Source organism: Pseudomonas sp. YA1 (assembly GCF_058680555.1).
The window spans coordinates 1-24,430 of the sequence record NZ_JBZWBG010000031.1 but is presented as its reverse complement, the minus strand read 5'-3'; the positions used below and the strand labels follow the sequence as shown (position 1 = coordinate 24,430).

Here is a 24,430-nt window from a genome sequence, read left to right as displayed (position 1 = left end):
GGACGGCGTGGATCAGCGTTGCTCCAGCGGCACGAACGCGCGCTGCTCGACGCCGGTGTACTCGGCGCTCGGGCGGATGATGCGGTTGTTGGCGCGCTGTTCGAAGACGTGGGCGGTCCAGCCGCTGGTCCGCGAGCAGACGAAGATCGGCGTGAACAGCTTGGTCGGGATGCCCATGAAGTGATACGCCGAGGCGTGGTAGAAGTCGGCGTTGGGGAACAGCTTCTTCTGCTCCCACATGGTCTTGTCGATGGCTTCGGAAACCGCGAACAGGACCTTGTCGCCGACCTCGTCGGCGAGCTGCTTCGACCAACCCTTGATCACTTCGTTGCGCGGGTCGGAATCCTTGTAGATGGCATGCCCGAAGCCCATGATCTTGTCCTTGCGCTCGAGCATCTTCAGCAGCTCGGCGGTGGCTTCCTGCGGCGAAGAGAAGCGTTCGATCAGTTCCATCGCCGCCTCGTTGGCGCCGCCGTGCAGCGGGCCGCGCAGCGAGCCGATGGCGCCGGTGACGCAGGAGTACAGGTCGGACAGGGTCGAGGCGCAGACCCGCGCGGTGAAGGTGGATGCGTTGAACTCATGCTCGGCGTAGAGGATCAGCGAGACGTTCATCACCTTCACGTGCAGCTCGCTGGGCTTCCTGCCGTGGAGCAGGGCGAGGAAGTGCCCGCCGATGGTCGGCTCGTCGCTGTTGCAGTCGATGCGCTGGCCTTCGTGGGTGAAGCGGTACCAGTAGGTCATGATCGCCGGGAAGGCGGCGAGCAGGCGGTCGGCGACGTCGCGCTGCTGGTCGAAGCTCAGCTCCGGTTCCAGGGTGCCGAGGACCGAGGCGCCGGTGCGCATCACGTCCATCGGGTGGGCGTCCTTCGGAATCCGTTCGAGAACTTCCTTCAGCGCCTGCGGCAGGTCGCGCTGGCCCTGGAGCTTCTTCAGGTAGGCGTCGAGCTGTTGCTTGTTCGGCAGTTCGCCGTAGAGCAGCAGGTAGGCGACTTCCTCGAAGATCGCCGCCGCCGCCAGGTCGCGGACGTCGTAGCCACGGTAGGTCAGGCCGGCGCCTTCCTGGCCGACGGTGGACAGGGCTGTCTGGCCGGCCACCTGGCCACGCAGGCCGGCGCCACTCAGTACTTTTGCTTCAGCCATTGCTCTCTCCTTTCTTGAATTTTTTCTGGATGCTGCAACTCGGTTTCACGGGGTTCGCGGACCGGCGCTCAGGCGCACGCCGGGCTCGATGCTCAGGCGTTCTTCTTCTGCGCGAAGAGCGCGTCGAGCTTCTGCTCGAAGCTGTGGTAATCGATGCGATCGTACAGCTCCATGCGGGTCTGCATGGTATCGATCACGTTCTTCTGGGTGCCGTCGCGACGGATCGCGGTGTAGACGTTCTCCGCCGCCTTGTTCATGGCGCGGAAGGCCGACAGCGGGTAGAGCACCAGGGACACGTCGGCGGAGGCCAGTTCGTCGGTGGTGAACAGCGGGGTGGCGCCGAACTCGGTGATGTTGGCCAGCACCGGCACCTTCACCGCGGCGGCGAACTCCTTGTACATGGCCAGTTCGGTCATGGCTTCCGGGAAGATCATGTCGGCGCCGGCCTCGACGCAGGCGCAGGCGCGGTCGATGGCGGCCTGCAGGCCTTCCACGGCCAGCGCGTCGGTGCGCGCCATGATCACGAAGGAGTCGTCGCTGCGGGCATCGACGGCGGCCTTGATGCGGTCGACCATCTCCTGCTGCGAGACGATCTCCTTGTTCGGCCGATGGCCGCAGCGCTTGGCGCCGACCTGGTCCTCGATATGCATCGCGGCGGCGCCGAACTTGATCATCGACTTCACCGTGCGGGCGACGTTGAACGCCGAGGAGCCGAAGCCGGTGTCGACGTCCACCAGCAGCGGCAGGTCGCAGACGTCGGTGATCCGGCGCACGTCGGTGAGCACGTCGTCGAGGCCGCTGATGCCCAGGTCCGGCAGGCCCAGGGAACCGGCAGCGACGCCGCCGCCGGACAGGTAGATGGCCTTGAAGCCGGCGCGCTTGGCCAGCAGGGCGTGGTTGGCGTTGATGGTGCCGACCACCTGCAGCGGGTGCTCGGTGGCCACGGCTTCGCGGAAGCGCTGGCCGGGGGTAAGGGACGTCTGGCTCATCACGGACCTCTTAGACGGTGGAGGAAGCGGAGGCGAGCTTCGCCGGCTGGGGTTCCAGCTGGCGCTCGATATTGCGGCGCGACGCACTGATGTGGCGGCGCATCAGCAGCTCGGCCAGTTCGCCGTCACGGTCGGCGATGGCGTCGAGAATGCGGTGGTGTTCGGCGAAGGCCTGGCGCGGCCGGTTCGGTGTGGTCGAGTACTGGATGCGGTACATCCGCACCAGTTGGTAGAGCTCGCCGCAGAGCATGCGGGTGAGGGTGGCGTTGCCGCTGCCCTGGATGATCCGGTAGTGGAAGTCGTAGTCGCCTTCCTGCTGGTAATAGCCGCGCCCGGCCTGGAACGCCTCGTCGCGCTCGTGGGTGTCGAGCACCCGGCGCAGTTCGTCGATCTCGGCCTGGCTCATGCGCTCGGCGGCCAGTCGGCAGGCCATGCCTTCCAGGGACTCGCGGATCTCGTAGAGTTCGATCAGCTCGGCGTGGCTCAGCGACACCACCCGCGCCCCGACATGCGGCACCCGCACCAGCAGGCGCAGGCCTTCCAGGCGGTGGATCGCCTCGCGCAGCGGGCCGCGGCTGATGCCGTAGGTGCGCGCCAGCTCCGGCTCGGAGATCTTGCTGCCCGGCGCGATCTCGCCGCTGACGATGGCGCTCTGGATCTTGCGGAAGACGTGTTCCGACAAGGTCTCGCCGTCGTCATGGGCAATTTCGAGAGGGGGCGGGTTCTGGGTCATGGTACTGGCTGTCTGGGTCGATGTGTCGACAATGTTTGCGAAAGCTACCGCCTGGATTGCGTGGGGTCAATCATTCGTCGCTTGATTGTCGACAATCGTCTAATGCATCGCTGGTCTATGCTTTCCCCTCCAGCCGCTGTGCCAGGAGAGAGTTTCGTGGGCATCTATGACCGTTACGTGTTGCCGCGCCTGATCGACTTCGCCTGCGGCATGGGCGACGTGATGAAGCAGCGTTCGCTGCTGGTGCCGCGCGCCCATGGGCGGGTGCTGGAGATCGGTCTGGGCACCGGGCTCAACCTGGGCTTCTACGACGCGGCGAAGGTGTCGGCGATCGTCGGCGTCGACCCGGCCGCGCAAATGCAGGCGCTGGCCCGCGAGCGCGCGGCGCAAATCGGCATCCCGGTGGAAATGGTCGCCCTCGAGCTTGGCGAGATCCGCGCCGAGGCGGAAAGCTTCGACACCATCGTCTGCACTTTCACCCTTTGTTCCATCGCCGCGCCGCTGCCGGCGCTGGGCGAGATGCGTCGGGTGCTGAAGCGTGGCGGCGAATTGCTGTTCTGCGAGCACGGGCGCGCGCCGGACGCCTCGGTGCTGGCCTGGCAACGGCGCCTGACGCCCTGGTGGAAACCGCTGGCCGGCGGTTGTCACCTGGACCGCGACATGCCGGCCTTGCTGCGCGAGGCCGGCTTTCGCATCGACGAGCTGGAACAGGGCTACCTGCCCGGGCCGCGGCCGATGACCTACGTCTACCGCGGCGTCGCGCGCTGAATCCGGGCGGCGCTCAGAGCGCCTTGGGCAAGGGCGCGAACAGCGCGTCGATATCGGCCTCGTCGAGCTTCCAGCCGTCGCCGTTGCCTTCGCTGAACAGGCCGTCGGCGAGGGCGGCCTTTTCCTGCTGCAGGTGCTGGATCTTCTCTTCCACCGTGCCGCGGGCGATCAGCCGGTAGACGAACACCGGCTTGTCCTGGCCGATGCGGTAGGCGCGGTCGCTGGCCTGATTCTCCACCGCCGGGTTCCACCAGGGATCGTAGTGGATCACGGTGTCCGCCGCGGTCAGGTTGAGGCCGACCCCGCCTGCCTTCAGGCTGATCAGGAACACCGGCACCTTGCCGCTCTGGAAGCGCTGTACCGGGGCGCGGCGGTCGCGGGTCTCGCCGGTCAGCAGGACGTAGTCGACGCCGCGCTGGCGCAGGGCGTCCTCGATCAGCGCGAGCATCGAGGTGAACTGCGAGAACAGCAGGACCCGGCGACCCTCGGCGATCAGTTCGTCGAGCATGTCGAGCAGGTAGGCCAGCTTGCCCGAGCTGAGCGCCCGGCCGCTGCGCGCGCCGTCTTCCTGGCGTTGCAGCAGGCGCGTGTCGCAGCAGACCTGGCGCAGCTTGAGCAGCGCCTCGAGGATCACGATGCGGCTGCGCGCCAGGCCGCGCCGGGCGATCTCCTCGCGGACCTTGCGGTCCAGCGCCAGGCGCACGGTCTCGTAGAGTTCGCGTTGCGCCTCGCTGAGTTCGACGAACTGGGTGAACTCGCTCTTCGGCGGCAGTTCCGAGGCCACCTGTTCCTTGGTCCGTCGCAGCAGGAACGGCCGCAGGCGCGCGGCCAGGTGGCTGAGGCGTGCCTCGTCGCCGTGCTTCTCGATCGGCGTGCGGTAGTCCTGGGCGAACTGGCGGGCGTCGCCGAGCCAGCCGGGCATCAGGAAATGGAACAGCGACCAGAGTTCGCCGAGGTGGTTCTCCAGCGGCGTGCCGGTCAGGCACAGGCGATGCCGTGCCGCCAGCTCGCGGGCGGCGACGGCGGCCTTGGTGGTGGCGTTCTTGATGTTCTGCGCCTCGTCGAGGATCAGCAGGTGGAACCGCCGCTTGCCCAGCTCAGCGGCGTCGCGTGGCAGCAGGGCATAGGTGGTCAGCACCAGGTCGTGCTCGTCGATACGGGCGAAGTCGCGGCGCCGGCCGGCGCCGTGCAGGGCCAGCACGCGCAGATCGGGAGCGAAGCGCTCGGCCTCGTCCAGCCAGTTGGGGATCAGGCTGGTGGGCATCACCACCAGCGCCGGCGTGTCGAGCCGCCCGGCCTGCTTTTCCAGGAGCACGTGGGCCAGCGACTGCAAGGTCTTGCCCAGCCCCATGTCGTCGGCCAGCACGCCGCCGCTGTCGAGTTCGCGCAGGGTCTGCATCCAGCTCAGGCCTTCGAGCTGGTAGGGCCGCAGTTCGGCGCGCAGGCCTTGCGGCGGGGTCGCCGGACGAGCCTGGAAACTGCGCAGGCGGCGGGCGAAGTCGCGCAGGTTGTCGCCGCCCTCCCAGGCCAGCGGCAACTCGTCGAGATCGGCCAGGCGCGCCGCGTCCGGTGCGCCCAGGCGCAGCTTGCGCTGCGGTTCGGGGTCGCCCAGGTAGAAGTCGGAAAGCGTCGCCAGCACCGGCTTCAGGCGGCCGAAGGGCAGCGCCACGCGCAGCGGCGGGTTGAGTTCCAGGCGCAGCACCAGTTGCTCTTCGTCGGCGTGCCGGGCGAGGGCGCGCGGATCGAGCAGGGCCGGACTGCGGCGGATCAGCTCGGTCAGAGCCGGCAGCAGGCTGACCCGCTGTCCGGCGACCTGGATGCCCAGTTCCAGCTCGAACCACTGGCGGTCGTCGGCTTCCTCGACCTCGGCGTACCAGGCGTCGATGGGCGTCAGGTCGTAGGCGAAGTCAGCGCGGATGTCGATGAACCAGCCCTGCTGGCGCAGGCGCGGCAGGTCGTCCTGCATGAAGTGCAGCCAGGCGTTGTCGCCGGGCAGTTCGAACATCTCGCCGGCGCTTTCCTCGAGCGCGTCGCTGCGCCGGGTCGCCGGCTTGAAGCCGAGGCGGCGCAGGGTCTCGCGGTATTCCTGCTCGTGCGCCGGACGCCGTTCGATACGCCGCTGGGCCTCCCGTGGCTCGCTGCCGGGACGCCCGGAAACCGCCTCGCCGGCATAGATGAAGGCCAGCGCCGCGCGGTGCCGGGAAATGCTCTGCATGCGTCCGCTGCGCAGGTCGTAGCCGCTGTGCACGTGGCTGCCGAGGGTCAGCCGCGCATACGGCCGGGCCGGGTCGATGGCCAGGCTGAGCTGGGTGTCTGGGGCGGAGGGTGAAGTCATCCGGTATGTCCTTCGGCGGAACCAGCCGAAACCGCAAACAGCCGATATTACCAAGCTCGACGCGCTTGCGCAGAGCGGAGATGGACGTATGGCGAGGCGGGCGGGGACGGCGGGATACGACCCGCTCTCGTCGGACCCCGGCAATCCCAGGCGTGCCGCGACCTGGCGGTCGTCCGGAGCAAGTACAAATGCGAACGTAATTGAGATACAGTCGCAAACCTTCCGAATCGACGACCGCCTCGCCACCCGCGAGCGCGGCGTCGCCGTGCCAGCCAGACGAGGTAGCGACGATGCAAGGCCCTGTTTCCACCCGGGACGCCGCCCCATGACCAGCCAGGCCCTGGCCGGCGGACTATCCGTCACCGGCCGCATCCTCGTCGCGGTCCTGCTTGGCTACGCGCTGGCCTATGCGGTCACCGCCTGCCTGAGCATCTACCTGCCGCTGCCGCGTCCCGACCGGGTCTCGTTCGGCAGCCTCGGCTGCTTCGCCGTGTGGGTCGCGGCCATCGTCTACGCCTTCGCCGCGCGCAGCGCCTGGCGCGCCTGCTGGGTGCTGGCGCTGGCCAGCCTGGCGCTGGGCGGCCTGGCCTGGCTCGGCCTCGACTACGGAGCGCGTCCATGAACCTGCGTCAATCGATGTCCGGCCTGCATACCTGGTCGGGGCTGCTGGTCAGCTGGCTGCTGTTCGTCATCGTCTTCGCCGGCAGCCTGGCCAGCTTCGACAAGGAGCTGACCCGCTGGATGCAGCCGGACCTGCACCTGCCCGGCGCGCAGTCGCTGGGCGCCGACCAGGTGCGCGACTGGTTGCGCCAGCGCGCGCCCGATGCCCATGCCTGGTGGATGCTGCCGCCGAGCGAGCGGGCGCCCTACTGGAACGCCGGCTGGGAGCCGCGCGACGGTAGCGAGTTCAAGGTCTTCCAGCTGGACGCGGTGAGCGGCCAGCCGCTGCCGAAGACGGTCGGCGGCGAGTTCTTCTTCACCCTGCACTACGACCTGCACGCCGGCATGGTCGGCCTGTACATCGTCGGCATCGCCGGGATGCTGATGCTGGTGGCGCTGGTCAGCGGGACCATCGTGCACCGGCGGATCTTCAAGGACTTCTTCACCCTGCGCCCGCAGGCGGCGCGGCAGCGCGCCTGGCTCGACGCGCATAACGTGCTGGGGGTGATCGGCCTGCCGTTCCACCTGATGATCGCCTACACCGGCCTGGTGATCTTCATCGTCTACTACATGCAGGCGGGCCTGCAGGTGGTCTACCAGAACGATGGCGAGCGCTTCTTCCATGAAGTGCAGGGCTCCTACGAACGCGAGGAAGTCGGCCGCCCGGCGGGGCCGCCGGCGTCCATCGATGGCCTGATCGTCGAGGCCGGCAAGGTCTGGGGCGACGGCGGCGCGCCGGGCTGGATCAGCGTCCACCATCCCTATGACGAGGCGGCCACCGTGGACATCCGCCGGCGCGACGCCTCGCGCATCCTCGACGACCAGCGCACGGTCAACTTCGATGCCTCCAGCGGCGAACTGCTGCATGCCCAGCCGTCCTATGCGCCCGGCTACGCCACCTACGGCTGGCTGACCGGCCTGCACATGATCCAGTGGGGCGGCCAGTTGGTGCGCTGGATGTACCTGTTGCTCGGGCTGTCCGGGGCGATGATGATCTTCGGCGGGTTGCAGGTCTGGCTGGCCAAGCGCGAGGCCCGCGGCAGTCGCGGCGTTGGTCTGGTGCGGGCGCTGAACCTGGCGGTCTGCGGCGGCCTGCCGCTGGCCAGCCTGGCGCTGCTGTGGGGCAACCGCCTGCTGCCGACGCCACTGGCCGGCCGCGACACCTGGGAGATCCGCGTGTTTTGCGCCAGTTGGGTGCTGGTCGCGCTGTGGGCCATCGTCCGCCGCAACAGCGGGACCCTCGGTCGCACGCAACTGCGCCTCGCCGCCGTGCTGGCGCTGGGCCTGCCGCTGCTCGGCCTGCTGCGTAGTCCGGAAGGCAACCTGTTGGCCAGCCTGCAGCGCGGTGACTGGGTGCTGGCCGGCGTCGACCTCAGCCTGCTGGGCTTCGGCCTGCTCTGCGCCTGGCTCGGCTGGCGACGTCGGCAAGCGTCGAGCAAGCCCGCCCGGCGACGCCTGAACGTCCAGGAGGTGGCCTGATGCTGCTGGTCTTCGGCCTCAACCTGCTGGCCTTCACCGCTCTCTGCCTGGCCATGAACCGCCACCACAAGAACCTCCTCGGCCACCAGCCGTCGGCTTCCCGGGTGCTTCTGCTACGCGGCGTGGCGCTGCTCGACCTGGGCCTGGCGCTGGCCTTCTCGATCCACCGGCAGGGCGTGGAGATCGGCATCGTCTTCTGGTCCTGCCTGCTGATGCTGGCGGCCGGCACGCTGGTCCTGCTGCTCGCCTGGCGGCCACGCTGGGCATTGCCTTGCGCCGCCGGAGTGCCGTTGCTCGGCGGGGTGCTGGCGCTGCTGCGCTGAAGGGCGCGCCGCCCATCCGTGCCTCGGGGGCGGCCCGGTCCAGCGTCTATGCTGGTGGTCGTGCTTTCCCCCGGAGGTATGCGCCATGCACACGCCCGCCAGCAACACCGTCGCCAGCGTCATTCCCTGCCTGCGTTACCGCGATGCGCCGGCCGCCATCGACTGGCTGTGCCGGACCTTTGGCTTCCAGCGCAAGCTGGTGGTGCCCGGCGAGGACGGACAGGTGCTCCACGCCGAGTTGACCTACGCCAGCCCGAACGGCGCCAACGGCATGCTGATGCTCGGCTCGAGCGTCCGCGACAACGCCTACGGTCGGCTGATGCGGCACGTCGACGAAGCCGGCGGCAATACCCAGAGCCTCTACCTGGTGGTCGCCGATCCCGACGCCCTGTTCCGCAGCGCCCAGGTCGCCGGCGCCGAGATCGTCATCGACATCAAGGACGAGGACTACGGCGGTCGCGGCTTCACTTGCCGCGATCCGGAGGGCCACGTCTGGAGCCTCGGCAGCTATGATCCCTGGGCATGAGGCCCCGTCCATTCACCACAGGAGACGCTGCATGAAAACGCTCACGCTGATCGATGGCCAGGAGGTCGCCGCCATCGGCCAGGGTACCTGGCATATCGGCGAGCAGCCCGGCGAACGCAAGCGCGAGGTCGCGGCGCTGCGCGAAGGCATCGAGCTGGGGATGACGCTGATCGATACCGCCGAGATGTACGCCGAGGGCGGCGCCGAGGACGTGGTCGGCGCGGCTATCGCGGGACGCCGCGAAGAGGTCTTCCTGGTCAGCAAGGTCTACCCGCACAACGCCAGCCGCAAGGGGCTGCCGGCGGCCTGCGAGCGCAGCCTGCGCCGGCTCGGTTGCGAAACCATCGACCTCTACCTGCTGCACTGGCAGGGCCGGTATCCGCTGGAGGAAACCATCGAAGCCTTCGAGCGGTTGCGCGACCAGGGCAAGATCCTGCGCTGGGGCGTGTCCAACTTCGACCTGGGCGACATGTACGAACTGGACGGCAGCGCCTGTGCCGCCAACCAGGTGATGTACAACCTGGAGGAACGCGGTATCGAATACGACCTGCTGCCCTGGTGCCAGGAGCGCGGCATGCCGGTGATGGCCTACTGTCCGGTGGGGCAGGGCGGCAGGCTGCTACGGCACCCGGCGCTCGGCGAGATCGCCGCGCGCCACGACGCCAGCAGCGCCCAGGTCGCCCTGGCCTGGCTACTGGGGCAGGGGGTGATCGCGATCCCGAAGGCGGTGACGTCCGCTCACATCCGCCAGAATGCGGCGGCGGCCGACCTGGAACTGAGCGCCGACGACCTGCGGGCGCTCGACCAGGCGTTCCCGCCGCCTACCCGCAAGCGAAACCTGGCGATCGTCTGAGTGGAGTACAGGAGAAACGGCCTGCGCTTGTTTCCCCTGGCCGCGGGAATATGACGAAGTTGGCGAGGAAATATTTAAAAAGGAATAAGTAAATATTTATTTCCTGTGTGGGAACTTTCTTCAACTTAACCTGTACTTTTCGCTGTCCCACAAAAAAGCCCCGTCGGGGACGGGGCTTTTCCTTGCATTCGCGCTGATGCTTGCATGATTCAGGCAGCCAGTGTTTTCTTGCGAACTCGATTGATCACTTCTTCCATTTTGCCGGAGTCGTCGTACTGCTCCGGATACAGGCGCTCGCTGTGGCAGGCCACGCCATGCTGGTCAACGATGGTGAAACTGAAGTTTCCTTTACGAGTTGCCTGGATCAGGCAGTCGAACGGCGCAAATGCGGCGGTTAGGGTGCGAATTGCATCCTGAGTACGATGTTGAATAGACATATTCTTATGTTCCTTTACTTTCACGCTTATGGAGCAGCGTATATTGCAAATGTTCCCGCTCCGTGACAGTGCCAAGAAAGCTTTGTGTCGGGGGAACGTACTGGTTATGCCGGCTTTTTTCGAAAAGAGCAAGCTGGCAGTTCAGGTACTAATCAGAGGATCGATTGGCAGGAAAGTTTCCAGGCCAGGATCCTGATCAATCTGCGGGTGGTATTGCGGGACGCCGGTCTTCCCATCGGCCCTGCGTGGCAGGGGATTGCTTCAGAAGAGTGGCGACCGAAGAACCATCGGAAGGCTGTAACCCTGATGGTAGAGCCCTTTTCATCTGTGGGCCCGGTCGTGGGGTAAAGCCTGATTGACTTTCAGTTTGGTACGCAGTCCCGGATTCTATGTCTTTCGACGAAGAAAGGCCAGGACATTTTTTGAACAGATGTCGCCCCGGCGGCGGGAATGTTTGAGCATTTGTTTCGGCGGACGCCTGCCAACCGGGCAAAGGTTATGGGCCTGGCGTCGGCGGCGCGTGGCAGGATTGCCGTTCCATCGCCGCGCCGAGGTTATCCATGCCGTCGCCCGCTCGCACGCTGCTCCTGGCCTTCGTGTCCGCCTGGTTCCTGCTGGGTGGGCTGGGCCATTTCGTCTTCACCGATTTCTTCGTCGGCATCGTCCCGCCCTACGTGCCCTGGCCGCTGGCGGCGGTGTGGGTCAGCGGGGTCTTCGAACTGCTCGGCGCCGCCGCCCTGCTGGTGCCGGCATGGCGCCGGCTGGCGGCGTGCGGGCTGTTCATCCTGACCCTCTGTGTGACCCCGGCCAACCTCTACATGTGGCAGCACCCCGACCTGTTCCCATCCTTCCCGCCGACGCTGCTGGCCGCTCGCCTGGCGTTGCAGGCGTTCCTCCTCGGCTGCATCCTGGCGCTGATGCTGGCGCGGGACGAGGCGCCGCTGGCACGACGCTAGGCGCAGGCGAAAAAAAGCCACTGTGCGGGGGTGGACAGTGGCCGGGAATGCCAGGAGATGGAGGAGCAATCGGACCTGGCGTGGATAGAGTAGTAGCCGCTCTGTCGAGGGTCTGTATGGCTATTGGTGAACTTTGTGAAGAAGTGCAAAGTAGAGCGGCCAACGGACGAACGGTGTTGCACGCGGCGGGACGCTCGCGGTAGTTTTTTCCCATGATCACGTTTCCCGTGGTCGCCCTCGAAGCCCGGCCCCAGCGCCGGGCTTCGTCGTTTCCGCCCGCCGCGCAACCGGACGCAGCGGGCGGCGACCGGTGCGAAAGGCTCTGGGGTGCGCCCGCACGGCGTCCGGCCAACTTAAAGTTCGGTTGTGCCGACTGCTGTCATAACGCCATCGTTCAGTGGCCTCGGTGAGCCCCCGTACCCCCAGTTCGCTGGGGCTTGCCTTTGGTGTATCCCTTTTGCCCGGCCGCGTGCCGGGCTTTTTTATGCCCGGTCTTCTTCCTTCCGGTTTAGCCGGGGCCCGCGTTTCCTCGGCCGGCCCCTGAACCTCATCGCTGCATCGACGTCCCTAGCTACAGGCGAGCCTGTGGCCGGAGGCTTTCCATCATCCGCAAAAAGGTGAAAACCATGCTGACCATCGACTACAACAGCTATCGCACCACTACCCCCTACGGCAAACGCGTGCGCTTCCTGGTGCTGCACTACACCGCGCTCGACTTCGCCGCCTCGGTCAAGGCGCTGACCACCGGCGCCGCCAGCGCCCACTACCTGATCCCGGCGCCGCACGACCCCAGCTACAAGGCCGCCGGCTTCAAGGGCCAGCGCATCTTCAACCTGGTCGCCGAGGAAGACCGCGCCTGGCACGCCGGCGTCAGCGGCTGGGCGCGCCGCGACAACCTCAACGACACCTCCATCGGCATCGAGATCGTCAACCTCGCCCGCGACGACGACGGCGTGTTCACCTTCCCCGACTACGAGCGCTCGCAGATCAACGCACTCAAGCAACTGGCGAAGAACATCCTGCAGCGCTACCCGGACATGACCCCGAAGAACGTGGTCGGCCACTCCGACATCGCCGTCGGGCGCAAGTCCGACCCGGGTCCGAAGCTGCCCTGGAAGGAACTCTACGAGGCCGGTATCGGCGCCTGGTACGACGATGCCACCCGCGATCGCTATCGCGAAGGCTTCGAGCGCGACGGCCTGCCGCCGCGCGCCGACCTGCTGGAGGCGTTCCGCCTGTACGGCTATGCGCTGCCGGCGACGGTCGACGACGCCTACTTCGCCAGCCTGCTGCGCGCCTTCCAGATGCATTTCCGCCCGGAGAACTACGACGGCGCGCTGGATGTGGAGACGGCGGCGATCCTCTACGCTCTGAACGAGAAATACCCGGCCTGAGCCATTCACCGCGAGCGGCCGCCCGATGCGGCGGCCGCTCCCTTGCCCACCCCCATGGAGGACTTGCCATGACTGCCGTCGCACAGGTCGTCGCCAAGGCGGAAATGCTGATCCGCCGCCCCATCGCCGAGGTCTTCGAAGCCTTCGTCGATCCGGCCATCACCGCCAGGTTCTGGTTCAGCCGCGGCGATGCCCGCCTCGAAGCCGGGAAACGGCTGCGCTGGCACTGGGACATGTACGGGGTTTCCCAGGAAATCGAAGTGAAAGACCTGCAAACGAACCGCCGCATCCTCATCGAATGGCCGAATGGCGACAGCAACCCTTCCCAGGTGGAGTGGCTGTTCGAGGAACTGCCCGGCGCCGGGACCTTCGTCAGCATCCGCAACAGCGGTTTCGTAGGCACCCCGGAAGAGGTCATCCCGCGGGTGGTAGATGCCACCGAAGGTTTCACCCTGGTGCTGGCCGGGCTCAAGGCCTGCCTGGAGCACGGTATCGCCTTGAACCTGGTGGCCGCCCGTTTTCCCCGCGGTCTCGATGGCTGAGCATTGCCTGAGTGCGCGTCCCGCACCGCGCAGCGTGCCCTCAGGCAATGCTCAGCCGAACGCGAAGTCGGCCAGCAGTTGCAGGTTCAGGCCGACGATCGCCAGCGCTACCGCCCAGGCCAGCCACCGGGTCCCGGCGCCGATCGCCAGCGGGCCCATCAGGCGCCGGTCGGAAACGAACTGTAGCAGCGGGATCACCGCCAGCGGCAACTGCATCGACAGGATCACCTGGCTGAAGATCAGCAGCCGCGTGGTGCTGTCCTCGCCGTAGAGCAGGGTCACCAGCAGCACCGGCAGCACCGCGACGCCACGGGTCAGCAGGCGCCGCGCCCAGGGCGCCAGGCGCAGGCGGAGGAAGCCCTCCATGACGATCTGCCCGGCCAGGGTGGTGGTGACCGTCGAGTTGAGGCCGGACGCGAGCAGCGCCACGGCGAACAGCAGCGAGGCGAGTTCCAGGCCGAGCAATGGCGAGAGCAGCGCGTGGGCCTGCTCGATATCGACCACTTCGGTGTGCCCGTTGCGGTGGAACACGCTGGCGGCGACGATCAGGATCGCCGCGTTGACCAGCAGCGCCAGGGTCAGCGCCAGGCTGCTGTCGGCCACCGCCCAGCGCAGCGCCTGGCGCTTGCCGGCGAGGCTGCGCGGGTAGGCGCGGCTCTGCACCAGTGAGGAATGCAGGTAGAGGTTGTGCGGCATGACGGTCGCGCCGACGATGCCGATCGCCAGGTACAGGGCAGCCGGATCGCTGAGCACCCGCGGGCTCGGCAAGAACCCTTGGAGCACCTCGCCGAGTTCGGGACGCGAGAGCAGCAACTGTACCGCGAAGCAGGCGAAGATCAGTGTCAGCAACGCCACCACGAAGGCCTCCAGCGGCCGCTGGCCACGTCCGATCAGCACCAGCACCAGCAGCGCGTCGCCCACGCAGAGCAACGCGCCCCAGGCCAGCGGCAGGCCGAACAGCAGCTTCAGGGCGATGGCGGTGCCGATCACCTCGGCCAGGTCGCAGGCGATGATCGCCGTCTCGCAGGCCAGCCACAGCAGGCGGCAGGTGCTCGGCGAGTAGCGTTCGCGGCAGGCCTGGGCCAGGTCCAGGCCGCTGGCGATGCCCAGGCGCGCGGACAGCGCCTGCAGCAGCATCGCCATCAGGCTGGAGAGCAGGATCACCGAGAGCAGCAGGTAGCCCAGCTGCGCGCCGCCGGCGACGTCGGTGGCCCAGTTGCCCGGGTCCATGTAGCCCACCGCGACCAGGTAGCCGGGGCCGGCGAAGGCCAGCAGGCGGCGCCACCAGTGGCCGCCACCGGGGACTTCGACCGGCTGGGCGCGACCGGGCTCGGCGGCCTGGGGGGCCGGGGTATCCTTCGCGGACATGACGAAGCTCCTGCCGGACGCGTGCCGGCGCTGCGCGCGCCTTTCCCGGCGCGCCGTGGCGCGCAGGTTGGGCGAGCGGTTCAGGGGGCAGGAAGGAGGAAGTCGGTCAGGCCGAGGCCGCCAGTTGCCGGTGCAGGTCCGGCAGGTCGCTGGCGATCAGGTCCCAGTCCTGCTCGGCGGCGAGGTCCTGGGTCTGGCCGGGGCCGTATTCCAGCGGCCGGGCGATGAACGCGGTCTTCAGGCCGAGGGCGCGCGCGGCCTTGAGGTCGTAGTTGTGCGCCGCGCAGAGCATCACCTCCTGCGGCGGCAGGTCGAGCAGGCGGCAGGCGCCGAGGTAGACCTGCGGGTCGGGCTTGTAGTGGCCGAACAGGTCGGCGCACAGCAGCATGTCCCAGGGCAGCCCGGCGTGCCGCGCGACGTCGAGCATAAGCGCGGTGTTGCCGTTGCTCAGCGCGGCGAGCCAGTAGTCGGCCTTCAGCGCGTGCATCCCGGCGAGCGTGTCCGGCCACGGCCGCAGGCGGTGCCAGAAGCCAGTGATGCGTTGCAGCAGGGCCTCGTCCAGCGCCAGGCCGAACTCTCCGGCCAGGGCCTCGAGACTCTGCCGGTGCAACTGGTCGAGGTGCTGCCAGGGCGCCTGGCCGTTGCGTACCCGGTCCATCGCCGGCTTGTATTGCTGGCGCCAGCGGTCGGTCAGTTCCACGCAGGGCAGGGTCCCGCCGAGTTCGCGCTCCAACGCCTGGAACTGCTCGATCAGGCTGGAACGCCAGTCCACCAGGGTACCGAACACATCGAACAGGATCGCGCGCATCGTGCCTCCTCGGCCGTGGCCGTCATCGCTTCAGTGCTTCTGTGGCAGCGCGGTGGGCAGGCCGCGGCCGCTCCAGGCGGTGACCACAAGGGCTACCGCCGCCATCAGGCAGAGCGCCAGCCAGCCGGGGACGAAGCTGTGGCTGAAGTCCTTGAGCAGCCCCAGCGCCGGCGGCGCGAGAACGATCGCCAGCTGGTTGATGGCCATCGCCAGGCCGAGGGCGAAGCCGGTCTTGCCGACCGGCGCGGTATCCGCCACATAGGCCACCCAGGGACCGTACCAGCCGAAGCCGAAGAAGCCCAGCCAGGCCACTACCAGGCCCATCCCCAACGGCGATTGCAGGGGCAGCAGGACCAGCGCCAGCAGGCCGAGGATCACCGCGCCGAGGCAGACCATCACCGGGAAGTAGCGCCCGGCGCGGCAGCGGTCGCTCCAGGCGGCCAGCAGGATGCGCCCGGCGACGCCGCTGCCCTGGGCGACGAACAGCAGGGTCGCGGCCATGCCGATGCCGATCTCCAGGGTCTCGTGCAGGTAGAGCACGGTGAACACCAGGATGCCGTACTGCACCGAGATCAGCGCCACCCCGGAACAGACGATGTTCTTCATCGCCGGGTCGGTGATCATCGCCAGCCGCGACTTCACCACTGCGCCCAGGTCGCGTTCGGCGGGGTTCGCGCCGGGCGCCGGGGCGTCCGGCGGGGTGCGGTAGAAGAGCATGAAGGCCAGCGCGCCGAGGAACGCCACCAGGCCGCCGGCGAGGAATGCACTGCGCCAGCCGTAGATCCCCGCCAGGTACGGCAGCAGCGCGGCGGACAGCGCGCCGCCCAGCGGCAGCCCGGCCTGGCGGATGCCCATGGCGAAGCCCAACTGGGTCTTGGCGAACCAGCGTGACACCGACTTGCTGCCGCCCGGCTGCGCCGTGCTGTAGCCGGCGCCGACGACCACCAGGAACAGCAGGATGGTCAGGTAGTCGGTGGCCCACAGCGAGGCGCAGAGGGCCAGCGCGACGATCAGCGTGCCGAGGCCGACCACCAGCCGTTCGGAGTAGCGGTCGAGCAGCTCGCCGGCCACCAGCAGGCCGACGATCGGCACCAGCTGCGCCGCCGACACCAGCAGGCCGATCTGCAGCGACGAGAGTTGCAGGTCGTTCTGGATGAACACGGCGATCGCGCCGATGCCCTGGACGAAGAAGCAGGCGCAGGCCTGGGCGAAGGTGGCGATCAGCAGGATGACCCAGCGGTAGCGCTGGGTCGGGTTCGCGGCGAGGGCGGCGGTCACTGGACGAACTCCCGTGCGAGGGTGAAGTTGGCTTCGCCGAGCGGATGCAGGCGCTGCAGCGACAGGTATTCGCCGAGGGTGCGTTCCATGCCCATGCGCTGGAAGATCCGTTCGCCGTCGAGCTCGGCCTCGGCGCCGTTGGCGCGCAGTTCGTCGAGGGCCTGGCGCAGCAGTTGGCAGTTGTCGCTGAGCGTCACCCGGCCGTCATCGTCCACCGCGTAGGGCGTGTCCTCCATGCCGACCCGCAGCACATCGACCTGGCTGTCCGCCTGCGCGGCATAGGCGGCCAGCCGGCGCACCGCGCAGAGCGGGGTGCCGGCGCGAGGACCGACGTCGAGCGGCCGGAAGTGCTGCGCGGCATGCTGCGGCATCACCGCCGCGCCGACCGTGATGCTGACCTTGCGCTTGCGCACGCCGGGTTCGCCGATGTCGTACTCCAGGCTCTTGGCGCTCTCGATCACCGCGCGGAACTGCTGGTAGGTCTCCGGGAACGGCAGGCGTGGCGAGAAGCCGAACAGCAGGATCACGTTCAACTGGCCGGAACCGCCCAGGCGCAGGCGCGGGTGCTCCACGGCGAAACGGGTCATGGCGTAGCTGCGCACATGCTGCACCCACTCCACCTCGTGGAACAGGCCGAGCTTCTGGCGCGCCTGGATGGCGTTGCGGTAGACCTGGAACTGGGTCATCGGCGAGGTCACCCCGTAGTCGGCGCCCTTGCTGGTGGAGTGGGTCTGCAACTCGGCCCTTTCCAGCGCCGTCGACGGCTGGTAGTCGCGCAGGTCGGCGAGGAAAGCCGGGCTGGAGGCATAGTCGAGGTCGAGCTTGCGCCTTTGCTTCTCCAGCTCGCAGATCACCTGCAGTTCGATGGCCGCCTGGATCGTCACGAAGTGCGCACCGCCCAGGTGCAGCGGGATGGCGCAGTGGCTGACCCGCTCCCACTCGCCGAAGCGGCGGATGTTCTCCTGCACCTCGCTGCCGTTGCGGCTGGCGCCGAAGCTCAGCATCAGGTCGGGGAAGCGGTTCTGCAGGGCGCGGCTGACCGCCTGGTAGATGTCGTTGTCGGTGGTCTGTTCCTGGGTCAGCGGGTTGCGCGCATGATAGTGGTAGTAGCGGCAACCCATCTCGTAGAGCTGGCGCGCTTCGTCCAGCAGTTCGCCGGGGGCGGTGCGGATGGTGGCGCCGGTGCAGATGCTGTCGAGCAGGCGGTCGCCGGTGGCGGCGTGGTTGCGCGGGGTGAACTTGGCGCCGGTGGAGGCGCATCCGAGAATCAGGGTTTTCCGGGATCCGGTCATGGTCGTCTTTCCTCCATTCATCATTCCATTGAGGGCGGAGCGGTCCGCGGCGGACCGAAAGGCTGCCCAGGGCGTCGAAAGTCGTCGGTGTCTCAGGCAGGTGAAAGATGTCGCTGGCGGGATCGTTATGCGTTGTTCTACGAGAGGGATTTAAACCGCATGGCGGCGGCCGTGCGCGGCGCATTCGGCAACGCTCGTTGCCGCCGGCACAAAGACCTTGCGCAAATCGCCCGGCGTTGCGCCAACCGCCGGCACGGCGGCGCAACGTTGCCATTCGCGCAAGGTCGCTCAACTGGCGGCGCGCTGTCGCAGGCAATCCTCCAGGGCCTCGCCGAGGCGCTCGATCTCGCCGTCGTCGGTCAGGTAGTGCGGAGTCAGGCGCAGTACCCCCGGCAGCGCCTGCTCGCGCAGCGCCCAGCGGGCATACTGCGGGCCGATGTAGGAGGCGTTCACGCCGCGCGCGTGGAGGCGCTTCAGCCATTGCTCGCCGCTCAGTTCGGGGGCCGCGTAGGTCATCAACGCGCTGGCGTGCGGCCCTTGTTCCAGTGGCGTCCAGCCGAGCCGGCGGTAGAGCTGCTGGGCGATGCGTTCGCGCAACTGGCGGTTGCGTCGGGCGATGCGCCGGACATCGGTCTGCAACAGGTAGTCGCAACTGGCCTTGAGCGCCAGGCGCAGCCCCGGGTTGAACTCCGAGCATTCGAAGCGCCGCGCGTCATCCCGTGCCTGCAGGGCGAAGGCGTCGCTCCATTGCGCGCCGCCGACGTCCAGCCCGTCGGGCAGGGCCAGGCGCTCCAGGGCGCGTTCGCCGAGATAGAGCACGCCGAGTCCCTTTGGCCCGCGCAGCCACTTGCGTGGCGGGAACACCAGCACGTCGCAGCCGGTCGCCTCCACCGCCAGGGGCAACTGGCCGACCGCATGGCTGGCATCGAGGAAGAACAGCCCGTCATGGGTGCGGATGCGCTCGGCCACGCCCTCCAGCGCGGTAGCCGCGCCATGCCCGGTGGGCACCGCGCTGAGCGACAGCAGCGGCGTCTGGCCGGGGGCGAGGTTGTGCAACTGCTCGTCGAGCCGTTGCAACAGCTGTGCGGCGTCGCCGCGTGCGTCGATCAGGCGCAGCTCCAGCCCGCGCTGCTGGCGCGCGGCGAGCAGGCACAGGCTGTTGGAACCGTATTCGTCGAAGCTGCTGATCGCCCGTATCCGTGGATGGGCGGCCAGGGCCGCGGCAAAGGCCACCGACCATGCGCGGCTGGCGCAGTCGAGCAGGGCGATGTGCCGTGGCTGGGTGCCGAGCACTCGCGCGACGCTGTCGCGGACCGCCAGCAAGGGCTCGGCGAAATGCTCGGCGGCGCGCTGCACGCCCCAGCGCCGCTCGGCTTCCAGCCAGCTGTCGAGGGCGTCGTAGAGCACCTGCGGCGGCAGGCTGGCGGAGCCATGGGCGAAGTGCGCGTAGCTGCCCCAGGCCGGGGTCTCGCGGCGCAGGCGCAGCAGTTCGTCGGCACCGAAGGCGTCGGGGGCGGCGGGGAAGAGCGCGCTCATGGTCGCACCGCCGCGATCAGTTCCACCTCCACCGCGGCGCCGCGCGGCAGCTCGGCCACGCCGACGGCGGCGCGGGCGTGGCCGCCGCGCGCGCCGAGCACCTCGTCGAAATATTCGCTGGCAGCATCGATCACCGCCGGCTGCTGGACGAAACCCGCCGCGCTGGCGACGTAGCCGGTCACCTTGAGCAGCCGCTCGACCCGTTGCAGGCCGCCCAGCGCCTCCTCCAGCGCCAGCAGGCAGCGCGCCGCGCAGAGCCGGGCGGCCTGGCGGGCCTGTTCCAGGTCGAGTTCGCTGCCGACCTTGCCGGTCCAGCGCAGCTCGCCGTGCTGGCGCGGCAACTGGCCGCTGACGTAGGCGATGCCGGCGTGGAGCACCACCGGCTGGTAGGCGCCGCCGGCGACGATGGCCGGAGCGGGGGATGTCTGCATGGTCCTGTCCTCGTGGCGGACCCGCCCGGCCACGATGCTCGGGCGGGTCGATGGCTGGAAAAGCGCGACCTCACTACTGTGGGCCGGTTTTCCCGGTCTGTTTTGCGGGAGTCGACGAGCTGCTTGCCAAATCGGCAAAACAAACCGAACTTTAGCCTTGCAACAGGCACCGCCGCGCGAAGTAGACTGAAAACGCCCGACCGTTGAGGAACGCGCAACGATGATCGACCTGGTGATGCTCAAGGACTTCCTCGTCCTCTGTCGGATCAAGAGCTTCAGCCGTGCGGCGCAGGAGTGCCATGTCTCCGTGTCCGGGCTCAGCCGGCGTATCCAGACCCTGGAACAGTGGCTCGGCGCGCCGGTGTTCGAGCGCCACAAGCACGCCCTCGAACTGACCGAGGCCGGCCGCCAGTTGCAAGGCGTGGCGCAGGACGCGGTGCGCGCCCTGGACAACCTGCGCCAGTCGATCCGCGAGCGCGACGAAGACGCCCAGCGGCGCATCCGTTTCTGCGCCCCGCACATCCTCTCCTCGGTGTTTTTCCCGCACTGGATTCCGCGTCTGCAGGCGGACTTCCGCAGCGCCAAGTTCAGCGTCGACTGCGATTACCTGCCGCAATGCCTGTCGCGCCTGCGCGACGGCTCGGTGGACTACGTGGTGGCGTTGCTCGACGAAGGCGAGGCGGTGTCGCGCCGCCTGGGCATCGACAGCGAAGCCGAGTTCCAGCGCCTGGAGCTTGGTCACGAACAACTGGTGGCGGTCTGCGCGCCGGACGCCGCCGGCCAGCCGCTGTTCAACCTCGACCGCCTGCAGACCGAAGCGCTGTCGTTCCTCGGCTACTCCGAGGAATGCCACCTGGGCTGGGCCCTGGAACCGCTGCTGCGCGACAGCGGCCTGTTCCTCCAGCGCCATCACAGCTCCAGCCAGACCGAGGGGCTGCGCTTCTTCGCCCAATCGCGCCTGGGCGTCGCCTGGCTGCCGCATACCCTGGTCCGCGAGGACCTCGCCAGCCGTCGCCTGGTGCGCGCCGGCGGCCAGCGCTTCGACGTACCGCTGCGCTACACCCTGATCCGTCGCCGCCTGCCGCTACCCGGCGAGGCCGAACGCCTGTGGACCTTCCTCGGCGAGCTGGCGCGCCCGGCGCCGCGCTACGCGGTGGTCGGCGCGGCCTCCTGAGCCGCCGTCTCGGCCAGCAGGGCGCGGCGGAATTCACCGACCAGGTCGTCCTGCGCCGAACCGCTGCGGCTGACCATCACCAGCTCGCGCTGGAATTCCAGCGCGCCCAGTTCGATCACCCGTACCCGCGCCGGCTCGCGTAGCCACAGCCCGGCCCGGGGCAGCAGCGCCACGCCGAGACCGTTCTCCACCATCCGCGCGATCGCGTCGATCTCGTCCAGCTCCATCACCTGGCGCGGCCTGAGCTGCTGCGCCTCGAGGAAATCGCCCACCAGGCGACCGCCGAAGGACACATGGTCGTAGCGGATGAACGGTTGCGTGCGCAGCAATTCCAGCGCATCCGTCGCGGTGCATTGCGGCGGCGCGATCAGCACGAACGGCTGGCGCTCGACCCGTTGCGCGGAGAGCCCGCGCGGCAGGTTGAACGGCGGGCGGATGAGGATCGCCAGGTCCAGTTCGGCGGCGTCCACCTGGTCCAGCAGGTGCAGCGAGACGCCCGGCACCACCTGCGGCTCGATGTGCGGCGCCTGTTCGGCGAGGCGCTTGAGCACCTCCGGCAGCAGCCCGGTCTGCGCCGTGTTCACCGCACCGATGCGCAGGCGTCCGCGCGGGCTGTCGCCCTGGCCGATGCCGTCGAACAGCGCGAGGATCTGCTCGGCCGTACGCACCGCCTGCCGCCCGGCCTCGTTCAGGTGCGCCGCGCGCGGCGTGCGCTGGAACAACTCGACGCCGACGCTGCGTTCCAGCGCGCGGATCTGCGCGCTCACCGCCGACTGCGTCAGCCCCACCTGTTCCCCCGCCGCGGCGAAGGAGCCCCGGCGTGCCACGGCGACCAGGGTGCGGAGTTCGCGGATCATCCAAGCCTCGAAAAAAGTGTTGCTCAGGCGAAATATTATGCGCTTTCCATCGAAATCGGCACGGCAAATAATTCCGGCACACCCACAGAGGAACCACGCCATGAGCCTGATGCCCTTCCACCTCGCCATCCCTGTCCACGACCTGCCGGCCGCCCGGCGCTTCTACGGCGAAGTCTTCGGCCTGAGCGAAGGCCGCTCCGCCGAGCACTGGGTCGACTTCGACTTCTTCGGCCACCAGTTGGTCATCCACCAGCACCCGCAGAGCGACTCCCAGCGCCACGCCGGCAGCAACCCGGTGGACGGCCACGACGTGCCGGTGCCACATTTCGGTGTGGTCCTCGCCTGGGACGACTGGCACGCCCTGGCCGAACGCCTGAAGCAGCGCGGCACCCGCTTCGTGATCGAGCCGTACATCCGCTTCAAGGGCCAGGTCGGCGAGCAGGCCACGCTGTTCCTCTTCGACCCCTGTGGCAACGCGCTGGAGTTCAAGAGCTTCCGCGACATGGACCAGTTGTTCGCCAAGTGAGATTACCGGCGCTCCGCCTGGAGGCTGCGCTTACTGCGCGCAGTCCGTGCAGAACTCCAGCGCCGCGCAGCTGGACTGCTCGTCCGGCAGGCTCGACGTCGCGCACTCTTTCTTGCGCACCACGCTGCCCAGCGGCGCCAGCTTGAACCGCTCCGGCGGCGGGCTGGCCGGCTTTGCGCTTGTCGTCCCGTCGAGGTCGGGCTTGAAGGCGTGTTCAAGGTCGCCCAGGCGTTCGTCCAGGGTGGCGGAGGAGGCGAGGGCGGGCGTCAGGGCCAGGATGAGCAGGAGAACGCGGTAGGGCATGGGGTTTCCGGTGTGGGTGGCGATGTGCTGGAGCCGGGCACGGCATCCCCGCATGACGAGGAATCGAAGCGGCCATTCAAGGCGATTGCGTGTTGGCGCTGGGATGCGCTCGCTCTCTGTTTGGCATTTTGTGAAGCGCTTCACACCTTGCCCGAGCGGCGCCTTGGCCGGGTAAAACCGTCACCGCACAGTCCCCTTCCACCTTCATCCCCCTGCGACGCACCTCGCAATGCAACCAGCATCCCGGCTGCGCCACCCTCTACCTGGACTGCAGCGCAGCCAGCGAAGACCTGTTCGACACCGCCCGCCGCCGTCTGGAGTCGGCGATCGGAACGCTGAGCGTCCTCGACCTGCTCGACGAAACCGAAGAGCGGCGAAAGCACCGCCGCATCACCGGCTCCTTGCTGTCGCTGTTCGAGGCGGAATACGCACGCAGACACCGATAACCGACGGAGGCGGTAAATGGCCAAGGCTGGGCAGGACTGGGGCTGGAGAGGAGGGGACGGGCCAAGCTCTGTGCTATGCCGGCCTGTATGGGTGAGTAATTTCGACACTTTTTCGACACACGGAATGAGGCTGCCTCGCGGGTCTTGGTGCGTCCATCTGGGACCGGATCGTCTTCAGGACTCCGTGCGCTCGGTCCGTTGTCGGGAAGCGCTCTCTTTGAGTAGGATTCCTTTGATGGAATATTCCCTGGGGGTTATATTTTGTGGCGTGGGATATCGAGTACACCGACGAGTTCGGTGATTGGTGGGGTTCTCTGTCCGAGGATGAGCAGGAGTCGCTAGCTGTGACGGTTCGCTTGCTTGAGGAGCGGGGGCCATCCTTGGGGCACCCCCACAGCAGCGGCATCAATGGCTCCCGCCATGGCCATATGAGAGAGCTACGGACTCAACACGGCGGGCGACCTTTCCGAACGCTTTACGCGTTTGATCCCAGACGCTCCGCGATACTGCTGATCGGTGGCGACAAGACTGGCGATGATCGTTGGTACGAATTGAACGTGCCCATTGCCGACCGCCTCTATGACGAACACTTGCACCAGCTCCGTGAGGAGGGACTGATCGATGGTTAAGAAATTCTCCGACCTTCGGGCGCAAATGTCGCCTGAGGCACAGGCCCGCGTCGAGGCCAAGGCCCAGGAACTGTTGGCTGAAATGCCCCTGAATGAGTTGCGTCAGGCTAGAGGCTTGTCGCAGAAGATGCTGTCTGAAGTGCTGCACGTGCAGCAGCCGGCAATTGCCAAGATGGAGCGGCGTACGGATATGTACATCTCCACCTTGCGCAGCCACATCGAAGCCATGGGCGGCCAGCTGGAAGTGATTGCACGCTTCCCGGATGGCGCGGTGAAAATCAGCAACTTCGCGGATATCGAAGAGGTGGGCGCCTAAGGCTATTCGTTACGACAGTTCTTCGACTTCAAAGCCTTAGAGCTGTTTCCAATTTAAAGGTATTTTAGATATCACCGATAAGAAGTAAATGACGCCAATGGAGATGGTCTTATGGGTTTGAAGAAGGTTTAGTAAGGTGTAAAGAAGACAGGTTTTGAGTTTGAGTTTGGGGTTTCGAGTCGCGAATCTATTAAAGGGGGATGGTTGTTGAATGTAGTGGTCAACCCATCCCGGACAGTGGGTTGAGTTTTTCTTCGGCCACCGCAGGTGGTAACCCGTCGTTGAATTGATGCGGCCTGATCCAGTTGTAGCGGTGCATCAAGTAATGACT

Annotated in this window: 27 protein-coding genes; 14 read left to right on the top strand and 13 right to left on the bottom strand. The window is 67.5% G+C overall.

All coding sequences use genetic code 11. The features are described 5' to 3' along the window. Positions 1-12: 12 nt before the first annotated feature. The 3 genes from prpC to AC4OR5_RS29975 all read right to left on the bottom strand — a co-directional run bounded on the left by prpC (position 13) and on the right by AC4OR5_RS29975 (position 2,862). Positions 13-1,140, bottom strand: coding sequence for a bifunctional 2-methylcitrate synthase/citrate synthase (gene prpC, locus AC4OR5_RS29985; protein WP_003085628.1), 1,128 nt, complete (start codon positions 1,138-1,140; stop codon positions 13-15). 92 nt (positions 1,141-1,232) lie between these two features. After that, positions 1,233-2,129 (bottom strand): methylisocitrate lyase, encoded by an 897-nt coding sequence (gene prpB, locus AC4OR5_RS29980; RefSeq protein ID WP_003103044.1) that lies wholly within the window; start codon positions 2,127-2,129, stop codon positions 1,233-1,235. Positions 2,130-2,139: 10 nt separating this feature from the next. Next, a complete protein-coding gene (locus AC4OR5_RS29975) occupies positions 2,140-2,862 on the bottom strand; it encodes a GntR family transcriptional regulator (protein WP_003085635.1) in 723 nt (240 codons plus the stop codon). Between the two features lie 117 nt (positions 2,863-2,979). Here AC4OR5_RS29975 and AC4OR5_RS29970 point away from each other — a divergent pair, with 117 nt between their 5' ends. Beyond that, positions 2,980-3,630: a class I SAM-dependent methyltransferase gene (locus AC4OR5_RS29970; protein ID WP_003118644.1), complete on the top strand. Its 651-nt coding sequence runs from the start codon at positions 2,980-2,982 to the stop codon at positions 3,628-3,630. A gap of 13 nt (positions 3,631-3,643) precedes the next feature. Here the strand turns inward: AC4OR5_RS29970 and AC4OR5_RS29965 are convergent, their stop codons facing one another. Further along, a complete protein-coding gene (locus AC4OR5_RS29965; protein WP_003085638.1) occupies positions 3,644-5,965 on the bottom strand; it encodes a DEAD/DEAH box helicase in 2,322 nt (773 codons plus the stop codon). A 325-nt stretch (positions 5,966-6,290) separates the two neighbouring features. Between AC4OR5_RS29965 and AC4OR5_RS29960 the strand changes: the two genes are divergently transcribed. From AC4OR5_RS29960 to AC4OR5_RS29940, 5 genes are all read left to right on the top strand, one after another. After that, on the top strand, positions 6,291-6,587 hold the full coding sequence (locus AC4OR5_RS29960; protein WP_003085639.1) for a DUF3649 domain-containing protein: 297 nt from the start codon (positions 6,291-6,293) through the stop codon (positions 6,585-6,587). Next, positions 6,584-8,104, top strand: coding sequence for a PepSY-associated TM helix domain-containing protein (locus tag AC4OR5_RS29955; protein ID WP_058160727.1), 1,521 nt, complete (start codon positions 6,584-6,586; stop codon positions 8,102-8,104). The genes AC4OR5_RS29960 and AC4OR5_RS29955 overlap by 4 nt, the downstream gene beginning before the upstream one ends. After that, positions 8,104-8,427, top strand: a complete 324-nt coding sequence (locus tag AC4OR5_RS29950) for a DUF3325 domain-containing protein (RefSeq protein ID WP_004364132.1) — start codon at positions 8,104-8,106, stop codon at positions 8,425-8,427. Before AC4OR5_RS29955 ends, AC4OR5_RS29950 begins: the two co-directional genes overlap by 1 nt. A gap of 85 nt (positions 8,428-8,512) precedes the next feature. Beyond that, positions 8,513-8,953, top strand: a complete 441-nt coding sequence (locus tag AC4OR5_RS29945; RefSeq protein WP_058160728.1) for a VOC family protein — start codon at positions 8,513-8,515, stop codon at positions 8,951-8,953. A gap of 31 nt (positions 8,954-8,984) precedes the next feature. After that, on the top strand, positions 8,985-9,806 hold the full coding sequence (locus AC4OR5_RS29940; protein ID WP_058160730.1) for an aldo/keto reductase: 822 nt from the start codon (positions 8,985-8,987) through the stop codon (positions 9,804-9,806). Positions 9,807-10,015: 209 nt separating this feature from the next. Here the strand turns inward: AC4OR5_RS29940 and AC4OR5_RS29935 are convergent, their stop codons facing one another. Further along, entirely contained in the window at positions 10,016-10,243 is a 228-nt protein-coding gene (locus tag AC4OR5_RS29935; RefSeq protein ID WP_003085644.1) for a hypothetical protein, read from the bottom strand. 560 nt (positions 10,244-10,803) lie between these two features. Here AC4OR5_RS29935 and AC4OR5_RS29930 point away from each other — a divergent pair. From AC4OR5_RS29930 to AC4OR5_RS29920, 3 genes are all read left to right on the top strand, one after another. Continuing rightward, entirely contained in the window at positions 10,804-11,199 is a 396-nt protein-coding gene (locus AC4OR5_RS29930) for a DoxX family protein (RefSeq protein ID WP_003114197.1), read from the top strand. 626 nt (positions 11,200-11,825) lie between these two features. Then, positions 11,826-12,593, top strand: a complete 768-nt coding sequence (gene ampDh3, locus AC4OR5_RS29925; protein WP_003114198.1) for an N-acetylmuramoyl-L-alanine amidase AmpDh3 — start codon at positions 11,826-11,828, stop codon at positions 12,591-12,593. Between the two features lie 68 nt (positions 12,594-12,661). Next, complete coding sequence (locus AC4OR5_RS29920) at positions 12,662-13,135, top strand: SRPBCC family protein (protein WP_058160732.1); 474 nt, start codon at positions 12,662-12,664, stop codon at positions 13,133-13,135. A 51-nt stretch (positions 13,136-13,186) separates the two neighbouring features. Here AC4OR5_RS29920 and AC4OR5_RS29915 read toward each other — a convergent pair whose 3' ends face one another. The 6 genes from AC4OR5_RS29915 to AC4OR5_RS29890 form a co-directional block, all read right to left on the bottom strand. Beyond that, positions 13,187-14,503 (bottom strand): Nramp family divalent metal transporter, encoded by a 1,317-nt coding sequence (locus AC4OR5_RS29915; protein WP_058160734.1) that lies wholly within the window; start codon positions 14,501-14,503, stop codon positions 13,187-13,189. 106 nt (positions 14,504-14,609) lie between these two features. Next, positions 14,610-15,311: a haloacid dehalogenase type II gene (locus AC4OR5_RS29910; RefSeq protein WP_003116497.1), complete on the bottom strand. Its 702-nt coding sequence runs from the start codon at positions 15,309-15,311 to the stop codon at positions 14,610-14,612. A 30-nt stretch (positions 15,312-15,341) separates the two neighbouring features. Next, positions 15,342-16,589, bottom strand: coding sequence for an MFS transporter (locus AC4OR5_RS29905; RefSeq protein WP_003085654.1), 1,248 nt, complete (start codon positions 16,587-16,589; stop codon positions 15,342-15,344). After that, positions 16,586-17,881 carry a 3-keto-5-aminohexanoate cleavage protein gene (locus AC4OR5_RS29900; protein ID WP_003085656.1) on the bottom strand — a complete coding sequence of 432 codons (1,296 nt, stop codon included), beginning with the start codon at positions 17,879-17,881 and terminating at the stop codon, positions 16,586-16,588. The genes AC4OR5_RS29905 and AC4OR5_RS29900 overlap by 4 nt, the downstream gene beginning before the upstream one ends. Positions 17,882-18,169: 288 nt before the next feature. Then, the gene (locus AC4OR5_RS29895) at positions 18,170-19,417 is read right to left on the bottom strand and encodes an aminotransferase class V-fold PLP-dependent enzyme (protein ID WP_058160741.1); all 1,248 of its coding nucleotides are present in this window, start codon (positions 19,415-19,417) and stop codon (positions 18,170-18,172) included. After that, complete coding sequence (locus AC4OR5_RS29890; protein ID WP_003158601.1) at positions 19,414-19,848, bottom strand: RidA family protein; 435 nt, start codon at positions 19,846-19,848, stop codon at positions 19,414-19,416. The genes AC4OR5_RS29895 and AC4OR5_RS29890 overlap by 4 nt, the downstream gene beginning before the upstream one ends. Positions 19,849-20,068: 220 nt before the next feature. Here AC4OR5_RS29890 and AC4OR5_RS29885 point away from each other — a divergent pair, with 220 nt between their 5' ends. Then, complete coding sequence (locus AC4OR5_RS29885; RefSeq protein ID WP_003085661.1) at positions 20,069-21,022, top strand: LysR family transcriptional regulator; 954 nt, start codon at positions 20,069-20,071, stop codon at positions 21,020-21,022. Here the strand turns inward: AC4OR5_RS29885 and AC4OR5_RS29880 are convergent. After that, entirely contained in the window at positions 20,995-21,879 is an 885-nt protein-coding gene (locus AC4OR5_RS29880; RefSeq protein WP_003111828.1) for a LysR family transcriptional regulator, read from the bottom strand. The two genes, AC4OR5_RS29885 and AC4OR5_RS29880, sit on opposite strands and share 28 nt — an antisense overlap. Positions 21,880-21,979: 100 nt before the next feature. Between AC4OR5_RS29880 and AC4OR5_RS29875 the strand changes: the two genes are divergently transcribed. After that, the gene (locus AC4OR5_RS29875; protein ID WP_043104329.1) at positions 21,980-22,405 is read left to right on the top strand and encodes a VOC family protein; all 426 of its coding nucleotides are present in this window, start codon (positions 21,980-21,982) and stop codon (positions 22,403-22,405) included. A gap of 30 nt (positions 22,406-22,435) precedes the next feature. Here the strand turns inward: AC4OR5_RS29875 and AC4OR5_RS29870 are convergent, their stop codons facing one another. Continuing rightward, positions 22,436-22,708, bottom strand: coding sequence for a hypothetical protein (locus AC4OR5_RS29870; RefSeq protein WP_003085667.1), 273 nt, complete (start codon positions 22,706-22,708; stop codon positions 22,436-22,438). 206 nt (positions 22,709-22,914) lie between these two features. Here AC4OR5_RS29870 and AC4OR5_RS29865 point away from each other — a divergent pair, with 206 nt between their 5' ends. The 3 genes from AC4OR5_RS29865 (at position 22,915) to AC4OR5_RS29855 (ending at position 24,099) form a co-directional block, all read left to right on the top strand. Then, positions 22,915-23,154, top strand: a complete 240-nt coding sequence (locus AC4OR5_RS29865; RefSeq protein WP_058160744.1) for a hypothetical protein — start codon at positions 22,915-22,917, stop codon at positions 23,152-23,154. A 263-nt stretch (positions 23,155-23,417) separates the two neighbouring features. Continuing rightward, the gene (locus tag AC4OR5_RS29860; protein ID WP_003111825.1) at positions 23,418-23,783 is read left to right on the top strand and encodes a type II toxin-antitoxin system RelE/ParE family toxin; all 366 of its coding nucleotides are present in this window, start codon (positions 23,418-23,420) and stop codon (positions 23,781-23,783) included. Then, positions 23,776-24,099: an XRE family transcriptional regulator gene (locus tag AC4OR5_RS29855; RefSeq protein ID WP_031693826.1), complete on the top strand. Its 324-nt coding sequence runs from the start codon at positions 23,776-23,778 to the stop codon at positions 24,097-24,099. Before AC4OR5_RS29860 ends, AC4OR5_RS29855 begins: the two co-directional genes overlap by 8 nt. The last annotated feature ends 331 nt before the right edge of the window (positions 24,100-24,430 follow it).

What these genes read in the sequence shown, in the direction of transcription:
- prpC (WP_003085628.1), bottom strand. Translation starts at nt 1,140, where the DNA reads ATGGCTGAAGCAAAAGTACTGAGTGGCGCCGGCCTGCGTGGCCAGGTG.
- prpB (WP_003103044.1), bottom strand. Translation starts at nt 2,129, where the DNA reads ATGAGCCAGACGTCCCTTACCCCCGGCCAGCGCTTCCGCGAAGCCGTG.
- AC4OR5_RS29975 (WP_003085635.1), bottom strand. Translation starts at nt 2,862, where the DNA reads ATGACCCAGAACCCGCCCCCTCTCGAAATTGCCCATGACGACGGCGAG.
- AC4OR5_RS29970 (WP_003118644.1), top strand. Translation starts at nt 2,980, where the DNA reads ATGCTTTCCCCTCCAGCCGCTGTGCCAGGAGAGAGTTTCGTGGGCATC.
- AC4OR5_RS29965 (WP_003085638.1), bottom strand. Translation starts at nt 5,965, where the DNA reads ATGACTTCACCCTCCGCCCCAGACACCCAGCTCAGCCTGGCCATCGAC.
- AC4OR5_RS29960 (WP_003085639.1), top strand. Translation starts at nt 6,291, where the DNA reads ATGACCAGCCAGGCCCTGGCCGGCGGACTATCCGTCACCGGCCGCATC.
- AC4OR5_RS29955 (WP_058160727.1), top strand. Translation starts at nt 6,584, where the DNA reads ATGAACCTGCGTCAATCGATGTCCGGCCTGCATACCTGGTCGGGGCTG.
- AC4OR5_RS29950 (WP_004364132.1), top strand. Translation starts at nt 8,104, where the DNA reads ATGCTGCTGGTCTTCGGCCTCAACCTGCTGGCCTTCACCGCTCTCTGC.
- AC4OR5_RS29945 (WP_058160728.1), top strand. Translation starts at nt 8,513, where the DNA reads ATGCACACGCCCGCCAGCAACACCGTCGCCAGCGTCATTCCCTGCCTG.
- AC4OR5_RS29940 (WP_058160730.1), top strand. Translation starts at nt 8,985, where the DNA reads ATGAAAACGCTCACGCTGATCGATGGCCAGGAGGTCGCCGCCATCGGC.
- AC4OR5_RS29935 (WP_003085644.1), bottom strand. Translation starts at nt 10,243, where the DNA reads ATGTCTATTCAACATCGTACTCAGGATGCAATTCGCACCCTAACCGCC.
- AC4OR5_RS29930 (WP_003114197.1), top strand. Translation starts at nt 10,804, where the DNA reads ATGCCGTCGCCCGCTCGCACGCTGCTCCTGGCCTTCGTGTCCGCCTGG.
- ampDh3 (WP_003114198.1), top strand. Translation starts at nt 11,826, where the DNA reads ATGCTGACCATCGACTACAACAGCTATCGCACCACTACCCCCTACGGC.
- AC4OR5_RS29920 (WP_058160732.1), top strand. Translation starts at nt 12,662, where the DNA reads ATGACTGCCGTCGCACAGGTCGTCGCCAAGGCGGAAATGCTGATCCGC.
- AC4OR5_RS29915 (WP_058160734.1), bottom strand. Translation starts at nt 14,503, where the DNA reads ATGTCCGCGAAGGATACCCCGGCCCCCCAGGCCGCCGAGCCCGGTCGC.
- AC4OR5_RS29910 (WP_003116497.1), bottom strand. Translation starts at nt 15,311, where the DNA reads ATGCGCGCGATCCTGTTCGATGTGTTCGGTACCCTGGTGGACTGGCGT.
- AC4OR5_RS29900 (WP_003085656.1), bottom strand. Translation starts at nt 17,881, where the DNA reads ATGACCGGATCCCGGAAAACCCTGATTCTCGGATGCGCCTCCACCGGC.
- AC4OR5_RS29895 (WP_058160741.1), bottom strand. Translation starts at nt 19,417, where the DNA reads ATGAGCGCGCTCTTCCCCGCCGCCCCCGACGCCTTCGGTGCCGACGAA.
- AC4OR5_RS29890 (WP_003158601.1), bottom strand. Translation starts at nt 19,848, where the DNA reads ATGCAGACATCCCCCGCTCCGGCCATCGTCGCCGGCGGCGCCTACCAG.
- AC4OR5_RS29885 (WP_003085661.1), top strand. Translation starts at nt 20,069, where the DNA reads ATGATCGACCTGGTGATGCTCAAGGACTTCCTCGTCCTCTGTCGGATC.
- AC4OR5_RS29880 (WP_003111828.1), bottom strand. Translation starts at nt 21,879, where the DNA reads ATGATCCGCGAACTCCGCACCCTGGTCGCCGTGGCACGCCGGGGCTCC.
- AC4OR5_RS29875 (WP_043104329.1), top strand. Translation starts at nt 21,980, where the DNA reads ATGAGCCTGATGCCCTTCCACCTCGCCATCCCTGTCCACGACCTGCCG.
- AC4OR5_RS29870 (WP_003085667.1), bottom strand. Translation starts at nt 22,708, where the DNA reads ATGCCCTACCGCGTTCTCCTGCTCATCCTGGCCCTGACGCCCGCCCTC.
- AC4OR5_RS29855 (WP_031693826.1), top strand. Translation starts at nt 23,776, where the DNA reads ATGGTTAAGAAATTCTCCGACCTTCGGGCGCAAATGTCGCCTGAGGCA.